General features: G+C 65.6%; 12 protein-coding genes. 2 read left to right on the top strand and 10 right to left on the bottom strand.

Annotated elements, in window-relative coordinates:
- The first annotated feature begins 99 nt into the window (after nt 1-99).
- Nucleotides 100-2,343: a patatin-like phospholipase family protein gene (locus tag GTP90_RS32595; RefSeq protein WP_161087410.1), complete on the top strand. Its 2,244-nt coding sequence runs from the start codon at nt 100-102 to the stop codon at nt 2,341-2,343.
- Here GTP90_RS32595 and GTP90_RS32590 read toward each other — a convergent pair.
- From GTP90_RS32590 to GTP90_RS32545, 10 genes are all read right to left on the bottom strand, one after another.
- A complete protein-coding gene (locus GTP90_RS32590) occupies nt 2,333-3,091 on the bottom strand; it encodes a helix-turn-helix domain-containing protein (protein WP_161087409.1) in 759 nt (252 codons plus the stop codon). The genes GTP90_RS32595 and GTP90_RS32590 overlap by 11 nt on opposite strands.
- A 186-nt stretch (nt 3,092-3,277) precedes the next feature.
- The gene (locus GTP90_RS32585; protein ID WP_161087408.1) at nt 3,278-3,484 is read right to left on the bottom strand and encodes a hypothetical protein; all 207 of its coding nucleotides are present in this window, start codon (nt 3,482-3,484) and stop codon (nt 3,278-3,280) included.
- Nucleotides 3,485-3,496: 12 nt separating this feature from the next.
- Nucleotides 3,497-4,846 (bottom strand): ATP-dependent protease ATPase subunit HslU, encoded by a 1,350-nt coding sequence (hslU, locus tag GTP90_RS32580; RefSeq protein WP_175048327.1) that lies wholly within the window; start codon nt 4,844-4,846, stop codon nt 3,497-3,499.
- Nucleotides 4,843-5,385, bottom strand: a complete 543-nt coding sequence (hslV, locus tag GTP90_RS32575; RefSeq protein WP_161087407.1) for an ATP-dependent protease subunit HslV — start codon at nt 5,383-5,385, stop codon at nt 4,843-4,845. The genes hslU and hslV overlap by 4 nt, the downstream gene beginning before the upstream one ends.
- Before the next feature lie 71 nt (nt 5,386-5,456).
- Nucleotides 5,457-6,758 (bottom strand): STAS domain-containing protein, encoded by a 1,302-nt coding sequence (locus GTP90_RS32570; RefSeq protein WP_161087406.1) that lies wholly within the window; start codon nt 6,756-6,758, stop codon nt 5,457-5,459.
- Nucleotides 6,759-6,835: 77 nt separating this feature from the next.
- Entirely contained in the window at nt 6,836-7,285 is a 450-nt protein-coding gene (gene dksA / locus GTP90_RS32565; RefSeq protein ID WP_070271465.1) for an RNA polymerase-binding protein DksA, read from the bottom strand.
- Nucleotides 7,286-7,374: 89 nt separating this feature from the next.
- The gene (locus GTP90_RS32560) at nt 7,375-8,448 is read right to left on the bottom strand and encodes a CobW family GTP-binding protein (RefSeq protein WP_161087405.1); all 1,074 of its coding nucleotides are present in this window, start codon (nt 8,446-8,448) and stop codon (nt 7,375-7,377) included.
- A gap of 131 nt (nt 8,449-8,579) precedes the next feature.
- Nucleotides 8,580-9,515, bottom strand: coding sequence for a tyrosine recombinase XerC (locus tag GTP90_RS32555; protein WP_161087404.1), 936 nt, complete (start codon nt 9,513-9,515; stop codon nt 8,580-8,582).
- Nucleotides 9,516-9,523: 8 nt separating this feature from the next.
- Nucleotides 9,524-10,192: a DUF484 family protein gene (locus GTP90_RS32550; protein ID WP_161087403.1), complete on the bottom strand. Its 669-nt coding sequence runs from the start codon at nt 10,190-10,192 to the stop codon at nt 9,524-9,526.
- A gap of 122 nt (nt 10,193-10,314) precedes the next feature.
- The gene (locus GTP90_RS32545; protein WP_161087402.1) at nt 10,315-11,370 is read right to left on the bottom strand and encodes a porin; all 1,056 of its coding nucleotides are present in this window, start codon (nt 11,368-11,370) and stop codon (nt 10,315-10,317) included.
- A 420-nt stretch (nt 11,371-11,790) separates the two neighbouring features.
- Between GTP90_RS32545 and GTP90_RS32540 the strand changes: the two genes are divergently transcribed.
- Nucleotides 11,791-12,226: SEL1-like repeat protein (locus GTP90_RS32540; protein ID WP_503826776.1), on the top strand; the 436-nt coding region annotated here is incomplete at its 3' end.

The following is a 12,226-nucleotide window of genomic DNA, read 5'->3' as shown; positions in this document are numbered from 1 at the left end:
GCCACAGCAGCAACCGCCGCCACAGCCGCAGCAACCGCCGCCGCGCTCCAGCGTCTCCGGCACCACCGTCGCTCCCGATCGTACCCAATAGGCCGTCCCATGGTGATCTCCCGTACCCTGGCCGCAGCTTTTTGCTGCGGCTTTTTCTTGGCGGCCGCGATCGGCGCGCCCGCCGCCGCGCAAACCGCCGTGCAAACCTCTGCGCCGGACGGCGCGCCCAAGCCGCGGCCCAAGGTCGCGCTGGTGCTGTCCGGCGGCGGCGCGCGCGGCTTTGCCCACATCGGCGTGCTGCGCGCCCTGCAGGAGCTGCGCGTGCCGGTGGACTTCGTGGTCGGCACCAGCATGGGCAGCGTGGTGGGCGGCGCCTACGCGGCCGGCAGCTCGGTCGAACAGCTGGAGCAGCTGGTGCGCCGCACCGACTGGAACGCCGTGGTGGCTGACCGTCCGCCGCGCGACGAGCTGGTGTACCGCCGCCGCGAGGAGGATTTGCTGCTGCCGTCGCGCATCGAGTTCGGCGCCAAGCTGGACGGCATCTCGCTGCCGCCGGCCGCCGCCGGCAACGAGGCGCTGGAGCTGGCGCTGACCCGCGTGCTGCCGCACGGCGCGCGCGACAAGCCGGTCAACCTGCTGCAGCTGCCGTTCCGCTCGGTGGCCTCGGACCTGGTGACGGGCGAGCTGGTGGAACTGAACGACACGCCGCTGTTCCTGGCGATGCGCGCCTCGCTGGCGGTGCCGGGCGTGTTCGCGCCGGTGCGGGTGAACCAGCGGCTGCTGGTGGACGGCGGCCTGGTACGCAACCTGCCGGTGGACGTGGCGCGCGACATGGGGGCCGACGTCATCATCGCGGTCAACGTCGGCACGCCGCTGGCGCAGGAAAAGGAATTGATCAGCGCGGTCAGCGTGGCGCAGCAGATGCTGCAGATCCTGACCGAGCAGAACGTGCAGCGCTCGCTCAAGGAGCTGCGCCCCGACGACATCCTGGTGGCGCCGGACCTGGGCGGCATCGGCTTTCTTGACTTCGCCCGCCACGACCGCGCCATGAAGGCCGGCGAGGCGGCGGTGCGGGCCATGAGCGCCAGGCTGGTCAAGCTGGCGCTGCCCGAGTCGCAGTACGCGGCGTACGAGCTGCAGCGGCTGTCGGCGCCGGTCGGCATCGACCAGCCGGTGCGGCTGGCCAAGCTGGAGGTGGCGCCGAGCGGGCGCATCAATCCGAAGGAGCTGGAAGTGCAGTCCGGCCTGAAGGTGGGGCAGCCGGTCACCAGCGAGCAGGCGCAGGCGGCCGGCAATGCGCTGTTCGGGCGGGGCGATCTGGCGCGGGTGGAGACCGAGGTGCATGACGACAAGGATGGCCGCAACGTGCTGATCAAGCCGACCGAGGCCGACTGGGCCCGCAGCCGCCTGCGCGTGGGCCTCGAGCTGACCAGCGATTTTTCCGAGAACAACGCGTTCGAGCTGAAGGTGATGCATGTGCTGTCGTCGCTCAACGACTGGGGCGCCGAGCTGCGCACGGTCGGCCGGGTCGGCACCGAGCGCGCGCTGGGCGTGCAGTTCTGGCAGCCGCTGGGCGCGGGTTCGCAGTGGTATGTGGCGCCGGGGCTGCAATACGATTCGTCGGCGGTCGACATCTTCAGTCCGAGCGGCTTCCGCCAGGCGCGCTACGCCTACAACCGCCAGGTCGGCGAGCTGGCGCTGGGCCGCCAGCTGGGCCGCTGGGGCGATATCCGCTACAGCGTGTCGCGCCAGAAGCAGGTGTATCACCAAAGCATACCGGAGGACCGCACCGAGGGCTCGGACATGCAGACGGTGCAGCAGCTGTCCTTCAATATCGACAGCCTCGACACGGTGGCCTTCCCGACCCGCGGCACCTTGTTCTCGCTGGGCTGGCAGCGGCTGGTGCACAGCGAGTCCACCGGCGCCGTGCCGACCACGCAGGCGGTGCAGGGGCTGCAGGCCTTCCACGTGGACCGCTGGGCCGGCCATGTGTATGCGGAATGGTCGCGCAGCCAGGGCGGCGCGTCGGCCAACACCCTGGGCGGCTTCCTGCGCCTGTCGGGTTCGACGCCGCAATCGATCATCGGCGACCGCACGCTGCTGGGCCGGGTGGTGATGGCGCGCAGCATCGGCGCGATGCCTGCCGCGCTGGGCGGCGACGTGCGGCTGGGCTTTTCGCTGGAGGCGGGCGGCGCGTACAGCCCGAGCAGTCCGCTGCGCTGGGGTTCGCTGCACCAGGCGGCCAGCGGCTTCTTCGCGGTCGATACGCGCTTCGGTCCGCTCTACCTGGGCGCCGGCACCACCAAGGGCGGCAACAGCAGCGCCTATCTGTTCCTCGGACCTATTTGGTAGCCGAAGCTGCGGCGGGCGCGCGCCGCAGCGCGGTGAAGGCGGCGAACTCCCACGAGCGGAAGCCGACCAGCAGCGTGAAGCCGTCGCGGTCCTGCGGCGCCAGTTTGCGGTCGCCCTGGTGCAGCCGCGCCAGTTCGCCGGCCAGTTGCTGGATGCGGCCCACCAGCTCCTCGGCGCTGGGCAGCGACAGCCGCGCGGGCAGGCACAGCAAGGTCTCGCCGGCGCCGTCGAAGCTGCCGCTGAAATAATCGTGCACCGCGTGCTCGCGGAAGAATTGCTGCACCGGGCCGTCCGGCAGCCAGCGGAAGGCGTTCGACACGCGCAGGCGGTAGCGGTTCAGCGGTTTCAGTTCGATCACGCCCAGCCGGTCCAGCTCGGCCAACAGCAGGATGCATTCGGGTTCGGTCAGGTTGTAGGTTTCCAGCACCTGCTCCAGCGTCCAGTGGCCCAGGCAGCAGATCGCCATCAGCAGCAGGTGGGGCTGGGCCAGCAGCGATTTTTCCTGCGTCAGCGTCAGCGCGTCCGCCTGCGGCGTGGCGTCGGCCGCGCCGCGCAGCACGTCCTCCATCGCCACCCCGGCCGCCTTGCAGATCTGCGCCAGCCGCGACAGCGACATGTCCTGCTGGCCGAACATGCGCTTGACGCTGGACTCGCTCATCGAGATCCGCTCGGCCAGCATTTTGTAGGTGACGCCGGCGGCCCGCATCTGGGTCCGCAGCACTTGCAGCAGCAATTCCGGTGAGCTCATACCTTGCCTTGGCAAAAGAATAAAAGGTATCGTAACACGGTACTTGCCGGTGTGAAAAGCGGCGCTTGGGATAATCGATTGGTACATCGCGCATAAGTGCGCGACACTGCGGGCACGCTGTCCCTCGCAGCAGGGATGGCACCGGATAACCCGAGAGCGGGCGCCACCACCGGCGTCCGCTAACGGTTACTTTTCCTCAGGATCCGGCTTCAGGCTGATCTTCGCCAGCAGGCGCTTGGCGGCCTGCCGGTCGACCGACCGCGGCTTGGCGTGCGGGCCGGCGCCGCCGACGCGCGCCTTGGCCGCCAGCGCCACCGGGTTGCGCGGCGGCTTCTGCGACGGCTCGACCCGTATCGTCATCTTCTGCCGCGTGGCCAGTGCCTTGTTCGCCATGATCCCCGCTCCTTACAAGACGTAGCGCGACAGGTCTTCGTTGACCGCCAGCGCATCCAGCCGCGCGTTGACGTAGGCCGCGTCGATGGTGATGACCTTGCCGCTGTCCTCGCTGGCCGTGAAGGACAGTTCCTCCAGCAGCTTTTCCATCACCGTGTACAGCCGGCGCGCGCCGATGTTCTCGGTGCGCTCGTTGACCGAGTAGGCGATCTCGGCCAGCCGCGTGATGCCTTCCGGCGCGAACTCGATGGTGACGTTCTCGGTGGCCAGCAGCGCCTCGTACTGCTTGGTCAGGCAGGCGTCGGTGCTGGTGAGGATGCGCTCGAAATCGGCGATCGACAGCGACTCCAGCTCGACCCGGATCGGGAAGCGGCCCTGCAGCTCGGGGATCAGGTCGGACGGCTTGGCCAGGTGGAAGGCGCCCGAGGCGATGAACAGGATGTGGTCGGTCTTGATCATGCCGTACTTGGTGTTGACGGTCGTGCCCTCGACCAGCGGCAGCAGGTCGCGCTGCACGCCGGCGCGCGAGACGTCGGCGCCGCCCACTTCCGAGCGCGAGGCGATCTTGTCGATCTCGTCGAGGAACACGATGCCGTTCTGCTCGACGTTCTGGATGGCCTTCTGCTTCATTTCCTCGTCGTTGACCAGTTTGGCGGCTTCCTCGTCGACCAGCACCTTCATCGCTTCCTTGATCTTGACCTTGCGCGCCTTCTTGCGGGCGCCGCCGATGCCGGAGAACATCGACTTGATTTGTTCGGTCATCTCCTCCATGCCGGGCGGGGCCATGATCTCCATCTGCGGGCCGTTCTCGGCCAGCTCGATCTCGATTTCCTTGTCGTCCAGCTCGCCCTGGCGCAGGCGCTTGCGGAAGGTCTGGCGGGTGCTGTCGCCTTCCTTGCCTTCCTTGGGCGCCTCGGCCGGCGTGGCCGGGTGGAAGCCGAAGTCGCGCGCCGGCGGCAGCAGGATGTCGAGCACGCGGTCCTCGGCCGCGTCCTCGGCGCGCGCGCGCACCTTGGCCATCTCGGCCGAGCGCGTCTGCTTGACGCCGATGTCGATCAGGTCGCGGATGATGGTGTCGACGTCGCGGCCGACGTAGCCCACCTCGGTGAACTTGGTGGCCTCGATCTTGATGAAGGGCGCGTCGGCCAGCTTGGCCAGGCGGCGCGCGATCTCGGTCTTGCCGACCCCGGTCGGGCCGATCATCAGGATGTTCTTCGGCGTGATTTCATGGCGCAGCGGTTCCTCCACCTGCTGGCGGCGCCAGCGGTTGCGCAGCGCGATGGCGACCGCCTTCTTGGCCTTGCCCTGGCCGACCACATGTTTGTCGAGCTCGCCGACGATTTCCTTCGGAGTCATGTTCATGCTGGATCCAGTGTCTCGATGATGTGGTTCAGGTTGGTGTAGATGCACAATTGGCCGGCGATGGTCAGTGATTTTTTGACGATTTCCGACGGCGACAGTTCCGTGTTTTCCACCAGCGCCTTGGCCGCCGATTGCGCGTAGCTGCCGCCGGAGCCGATGGCGCCGATGCCGTCCTCCGGCTCCAGCACGTCGCCGTTGCCGGTGATCACCAGCGTCGATTCGCTGTCGGCCACCAGCAGCATCGCCTCCAGGCGGCGCAGCACGCGGTCGGTGCGCCAGTCCTTGGCCAGCTCGACCGAGGCGCGCAGCAGGTTGCCCTGGTGTTTTTCCAGCTTGCCCTCGAAGCGGTCGAGCAGGGTGAAGGCGTCGGCGGTGCCGCCGGCGAAGCCGACCAGCACCTTGCCCTGGTAAGTCTTGCGCACCTTGCGGGCCGTGCCCTTCATGACGATGTTGCCCAGCGTGACCTGGCCGTCGCCGCCCAAGGCGACCTGCTTGCCGCGGCGCACGCACAGGATGGTGGTGCCGTGAAATTGTTCCATAGTTACCTCAAAGTAATGACGCGGACTGCTACAAGACTGAAAAGTGGGGTTGGTCCCGGAAATTGCAAGTTTCAGTAGTTGTGCGGGTAAATCCTGGCGATGTCGGCAAAGCCCAGCAGGCGCAGCAGCGCTGTGACCAGGTGGTTGACGTCGCGGAATTCGATCTTCTTGTCCAGCTGGACCAGGCTGGCGTGCAGCTGGTTGGCGCAGGCGTAGTCGATGCGGCTCAGGCGCGAGCAGTCGAACACCAGGGTCTGGTACTGATCAGCATAGTGCTGGATCTGGCCGAGTAAAGGGCCGAGCTGGCCTTCGAGCAGCGGCGGCAGCATGAAGCGGTCCGGCGAGACGGACACTTTCTGGGCCGTGGCGGTGGCCACCTTGTGCGGCGCCGTGAACGACGGCGGCGACACTTCGAAGGTGACGCAGTAGTCCATGCCGGTCTCCTCGAATTCCTTCTCGCGGTTCAGCAGTTGCAGCAGCTCCAGCAGCAGCAGCCATGGCGCCTCGGTGTCGTCGCGGCGGCCGACCGCGATGCCGCCGCGGATCAGCGCGGCCAGCGCGTCGGCGCCCACCAGGATCAGCTCGCGCTGCTGGGCCTGCAGCTTGCGCAGCGTGTCGAGCAGCAGCGCGCAGCCGGCCGGTTCGACCGCCGTCACGCGGGAAAATTCCAGCCGCAGCACCGGGCTGGCGGCCGCGGCCTGGCGCAGGCGCTCCAGCTGGGCGTCGATGTGCGGATCGAGCACGCCGGCGAAGGCTTCGGTCGGCGTCAGGCCGGCCCAGCCCGGGGAGGCTGAGGCCGGCTCGGCTGGCGCGTTCCACGGCGGCGGCGAGGTTTCAAAGGTGCTGGCGTAGTCGATCGACAGGTTGTCGAAGCGCTCGCGCTGGCCGCTGACCTGGTACAGGTCGAACAGCATCCACCAGACGGTGCGGTCGCCGCCGGCCTCGGCCACGCTGGCGGTCAGCAGCTGCTCGGCCACGGCGCCCTGGCCGTTGGCGTACAGGATGGCGATTTCCTCCACCACCGGGGCGGTCTCGGCGGCCACGGCTTGCTGCGGCAGGTCGTCGTCGCGCAGCAGGATGGTGGTGGGCAGGTCGTCCAGCGCCTGCGTGTCGGGGCCGGCGGCGGCCTTGGGCCTGGCCGGGCGGGCGGCGCGCTGGCTGCCCCAGGCCGGCTCCGGCTCGTTGAAGATGTCGAAGGTCATCGCCGATTCGATGGCGTCGATCTTCATCGCGGTGGCGCGGGCGATCTCGCGCTGGCGCGCCTGCTGTTGCTGGCGTTCGGTCTCGCTGTTGGCGGCCAGCCGCGCCGCCTCGTCATCGTCGCTGGGGGCGGGCGTTGCGTCGGCCTTCTTGAAGATGGAGAACAGTCCCACGCTGATCCTCGTCTGAACCTCGGTAGCTGCCGTAAAAAAAGCACGCGGTTGCGTGCTTTTTTTAAAGTCCGGGCGAATTAATCGCCGTACAGTTTCTGCTTCAGTTCGCGGCGCTGCTGGGCTTCCAGCGACAGCGTCGCGGTCGGACGGGCGATCAGGCGTGGAATGCCGATCGGCTCGCCGGTTTCCTCGCACCAGCCGTAGTCGCCGCCGTCGATGGCGACGATCGATTGCTGGACTTTTTTCAGCAGCTTGCGTTCGCGGTCGCGGGTGCGCAGTTCCAGCGCGTGCTCTTCTTCGATGGTGGCGCGGTCGGCCGGGTCCGGCACCAGCACGGTTTCGCGCAGGTGTTCGGTGGTTTCGCCGGCGTTCTTCAGCAGTTCCTTTTCAAGCGCTTGCAGCTTGGCTTTGAAGAAGGCCATTTGCGCCGGATTCATATAATCCTTTTCATCCATCTTCAGAATTTCTTCTTCGGTCAGGATGCGGTCGGCGGCGGCGGGGGTCGATTTATTAGTTTTGGTGGTCATAACTTCGCTTACCTTCGATACGACAGAGTTTTCAATTAATCAGCCCGGAGTTTGTGGCTATTTAGCCATCCCCACAAAACCCGGATAGTTTATACCAGACATTGTTCTAAACCGCTAATAAAGATATCTTTCGGCAGATTTTTACCGATAAACACCATTTTGCTGCCTCGAACGTCGTTTTCTCCCCATTTGGCGCCCAGGTCGCTGCCCATGATTTGGTGCACGCCCTGGAACACGACCTTGCGATCGGCGTCCTTCATGAACAATACGCCTTTGTAGCGCAGCATGCGAGGACCGTAGACATTTACCAGCCCGCCAAGGAACTCGTCGAGCTTGGCGGTGTCGAACGGGCGTGTACTTTTGAACACAAACGCGGCGATGTCGTCGCTGTGGTGGGCGTGGTGGTGGTTGTGGCCGTGGTCTCCGTGGTGGCCGTGATCGTGATTGTGATCGTGGTTGTGGCCGCAGTGCTCGTCATGCACGTGGTCGTCGTCGTGGGCCTGGTCGGTTTCCAGGAAATCCGGGTCCAGCTCCAGCTTGTCGTTCAGGTTGAAGCCCTTCAGGTCCAGCACCTCGGACAGCGGGGCGCGGCCGAAGTCCGCCGTGCTGATCGGCGCGCGCGGGTTGATGCGCTTGAGGCGGGCGGTCAGCGTGGCCACGTCCTCGGCGCTGACCAGGTCGGTCTTGGACAGCAGCAGCTTGTCGGCGAAGCCGACCTGGCGCTGGGCTTCCTCGTGCTGGTCCAGCTGGTCCATGGCGTGGCGCGCGTCCACCACGGTGACCACCGCGTCGAGCATGTAGTGAGTGCCCACTTCCTCGTCCACAAAGAAGGTCTGCGCCACCGGGCCCGGATTGGCCAGGCCGGTGGTCTCGATCACCACGCGGTCGAACTGCAGCTCGCCGGCTTCGCGCTTCTGCGCCAGGCCGCTGAGGGCGACGATCAGGTCGCCGCGCACGGTGCAGCAGATGCAGCCGTTGTTCATTTCCACGATCTGTTCGCCGCTGTCCTGCACCAGGATTTCGTTGTCGATGTTTTCCTGGCCAAACTCGTTTTCAATGACGGCGATGCGCATGCCGTGCTGTTCCTGCAGGATGCGGTTCAGCAGGGTGGTCTTGCCGGCGCCAAGAAAGCCGGTGAGGATGGTGGTCGGTATCAGTGCCATGGTGCTTACCAGTCTGGTCTAGAGGGAAACCCTAGATGGGGATCAAATGCAGAAATGCAACCGGCCGATTATGCCGGAATTTGGCCGGCGCTAGCAATTCGTCCGATTGAGCAACGTCAGTACGGGCCGCGCTATTTTACTTTGGCGCGCGGATGGGCCTTGTCGTACACCTCGGCCAGGTGCTGGAAATCCAGCGCGGTATAGACCTGGGTCGAACTGATGCTCGAATGCCCCAGCATCTCCTGCACCGCCCGCAGGTCGCCGGACGATTGCAGCACGTGCGAGGCGAACGAGTGGCGCAGCATGTGCGGGTGCACGTGCACCGGCGCGCCGTTGGCCACGCCATGGGCCTGCAGGCGTTGCTGGATCACCCGTGGCGACACCCGCGTGCCGCGCGTGCTCAGGAACAGGGCGTTGCCGCCGTCGGTGGGCGCCGGGCGCACGGCGATCCAGGCCGCCAGCGCCTCCAGCGCGGCGTTGCCCACAGGGACGACACGCTGCTTGTTGCCCTTGCCGGTGACGACGACTTCCCGGTTGTCCAATGCCGCCCAGCCCAGCGCATCCTTGCCGGCGGTCAGGTCCAGCCCGGCCAGCTCGGACACGCGCAGGCCGCTGGAATACAACAGTTCGAACATGGCGCGGTTGCACAGCTCGGCCGCTTGCGGCGCGGCGCCGGCGCTGGGGCGGGACGGCGCCACCAGTTGCACGGCGTCGTCCACCGACAGCGCGCGCGGCAGCGTCTTGGCGCGCTTGGGCGCGCGCACGCCCTGCACCGGGTTGGCCGCCAGCGTGCCCTGGCCGCCCAGCCAGTCGAAGAAGCCGCGCCAGCTCGACAGCTTGCGGGCGATCGAGCGCGGATCGAGCTCGCGCGCGTGCAGCTTGGCGGTCAGGCGGCGGATGGCGAAATGGTCGATCTGGGGCCAGTCCAGGCCGGCGGTGAGGCCGGCCAATTCCTGCAGGTCGCGCGCGTAGGCGCTGACGGTGTGGGGCGACAGCTGGCGCTGGTCGCGCAGCTGGGCCAGGTAAGCGTCGATCCAGGCCAGCTTGCTGTCCGGGCCGGCGCTCATGGCGGTGCTCAGGCCAGCAGCCAGGCCAGCGCGGTGCTGCTGGTTTCGCCGATGTGGACCAGGAAATCGGTGGCCATCAGCGAGGTGAAGCGCGCGGGGTCGGCCGAGCCCATGATCAGCAGGCCGAAGGCGTTCTTGTTGCCCGGCTTGCGCAGCGGAATGATCACGGTGGAGGTGATGCCGGTGGCGTCCTCCAGCCAGCGCACCGCCTCGAAATCCTTGTTGGTGCCGCAGTAGGGCGCCATCAGGCTGTTGGCGAAGAGGCGGGCGTCTTCCGAGACGCCGTTGACGAACCATTCGCCGAGGTAGTCCGGCGCGGTGTCCCAGATGCGCAGCGTGACCTGCGGCACATCAAAACTGTTCTTCAGGCCGCTGACCACGGCGTGTGGCATGGAACCCACATCTTCGGCTTCCAGCAGCACCTTGGTCCAGCGGTGGAACTTGTTGGCGATCGCTTCGTTTTCCGACGCCAGGCGCATCAGATTGCTCATGCGCAATTCCAGCGCCTTGTACTTGTCGCGCATCACTTCCATCTGGCGCTCCTGCAGCGACACGGCGCGTCCCGTCAGCGGGCTGGCCAGTTTGATTTCTCCCAGCAATTCAGCATGCTCTTCGAAGAAATTCGGGTGTTCGGTCAGGTATTGCGCGACGAGGGTGTGATCCAGTGGGACAGTCATTGAGGTACTTTATTTACGAGGGTGGAAAGGCAGTGTCATTCTAAACGAAAAAAAACGGACATGGTTGCCCATGCCCGTCATTCCCCAACCCAAGCGCCGGCAGTTCTTGCCGACTGCGCGGCTTAGAAGTTGTGGTGGATACCGAGGCTGTAGAAATTCAGCGTGGTAGCTGCCTTCTTGTTCGAGGCATCGATATACAGGTAGGTGCGGGCCGACAGGTTGTAGTCGTAGCCGATCGACGCCTGCTTGGTCTTGGCCAGGGCCGGGTTGTTCAGGGCGTTGTCCGGAGTCTTCTGGCCATAGCCAACGCGGATCAGGCCGGCGCCGACGGTGTAGTTGGCGCCCAGCAGCCAGGCCTTGGTGTTCGGATTGATCAGCGTACTGTTGCTCTGGTCCTGCTTCTGGTACGAACCCATCAGTTTCAGGTCGTTGATCGGCTTGAACGAGGCGCCGATCGACCACAGTTTGGTTTCGATGGCGTTTTTCTCGTACGCGGCATAGGCGGCGAACGGGCCGTTGGCGGCGGTGGCGCTCAGCGAGTAAGGCATGGTCTGCGGCGCGCTGTTGGCCGGGAATTGCGGATTGAGCGTGGTGCCCTTGCCGACAATGGCCGGATTGCCGTTGGCTTCCTTGGCGGCCACGGCGACGTTCAACTGGAACATGTCGGCGATCATCGGGGTGTTATAGAACACGGCGTTCGAGAAGCGGTTGTTCGAGTTGCCGGCTGGGCTCAGCGGATCGCTGGTGTAGCCGGCCACTTGCAGGTCGGTCTGGTAGCCGGCCGGGCCTGGCATGCCGCTCCACGGTTCGAAGGCGGTGCTGGTTTCCTGGAAGGGGGTCAAGCCGCGGCCCAGGCGGATGGTACCGAAGTCGCCCTGCAGGCCGACGCGGCTTTGGCCCTGGAACAGTGGGCGGCTGGTGGTGGCGGTGGTGTTCTCCACGACGCCGGTGTCCGGCTCGTAGCGGATCTCCAGCTGGAAGATGGCCTTCAGGCCGCTGCCCAGGTCTTCGACGCCCTTGAAACCGAGTTTGTTGTTGTCGCGCTTGCCCACTTGGGTGGTGGTGCCGGTGCGCTTGGAAATCCCTGCATCCACAGTGCCATAGATGGTCACGGACGATTGCGCGTATGCGCCAGCAAATGCGCCCATGAGAGCCAGAGCCACTAAAGATTTTTTCATTTGAGTTATTCCTTTATGAGTGAACGTGCATACTGCCAAAGCTAGCGGGTCGCCAAGTCAACCCTCGATGAGAGGAACCTTAATATCTCATCAGGCCAAAAACGCTGGAATGGTTGATTATGACGGCTAGTTTTGGTCGAAAGCCAAAGAAACCGGGCTTCCTGTTGTATTTTTGAAACGCTTGATACGCAGGCCACCGGGGCCGGTTTAACGCATTATTTCCTTTCATTCAGGCACCAAAACAGCTCTTAGCGTACAGGGCTAAACGGGGTAGGCCGCTTGTGCAAAATCAAAGCGAACCGCATATTGTTTAGGGTGTGGCGCCGATCGCACGCTACACTCATAAGTAGCAACGGTCGCCTAGGCTGCCCAGACAGCACGGCTGCGCCCGCTTCGATGAATCGGACTAATAGTGAGACGATGGCAAATCGAGAAGAGTTAGGGATCATCCGGGGCGCGCGCGCGGGAGATGCGGTCTGCCAACTGGCGCTGGGCAAGCTCTACTTGTTCGGCGGCGCGGGTTTGCCGCTCAGCCTGCCCACGGCGCTGCATTGGCTGAACCGCGCCGCGCTGCAGGAGCAGGACGAGGCCTGGATGTTGATCGGCAACTACGTTCCATTCGAGCACGCACAACATTGCCTGCCGTCTGCGCTGTCCTGGTACGACCGCGCCTACGACGCCGGCGTTGAACAGGCTGGCCTGGTGCTGGCGCAACTGGTGTTGAACCACGCCGCGCCGCCGGAAGCGTTGCATTTGCGCGACAAGGCGCTGCTGGCGCTGGAGACCGCCGCGCGCGGCGGCTCGGCCGAGGCGCAATGGCTGTTGGCGCACCAGACCGGCGCGCCGGCGCCGGCGC

Origin of the sequence: Duganella vulcania (assembly GCF_009857655.1) — a bacterium.
Taxonomy (GTDB): Bacteria; Pseudomonadota; Gammaproteobacteria; order Burkholderiales; family Burkholderiaceae_D; genus Rugamonas; species Rugamonas vulcania.
Note: the sequence above shows the minus strand (reverse complement) of the source record. Positions and strands in the feature narration are given on the sequence as shown.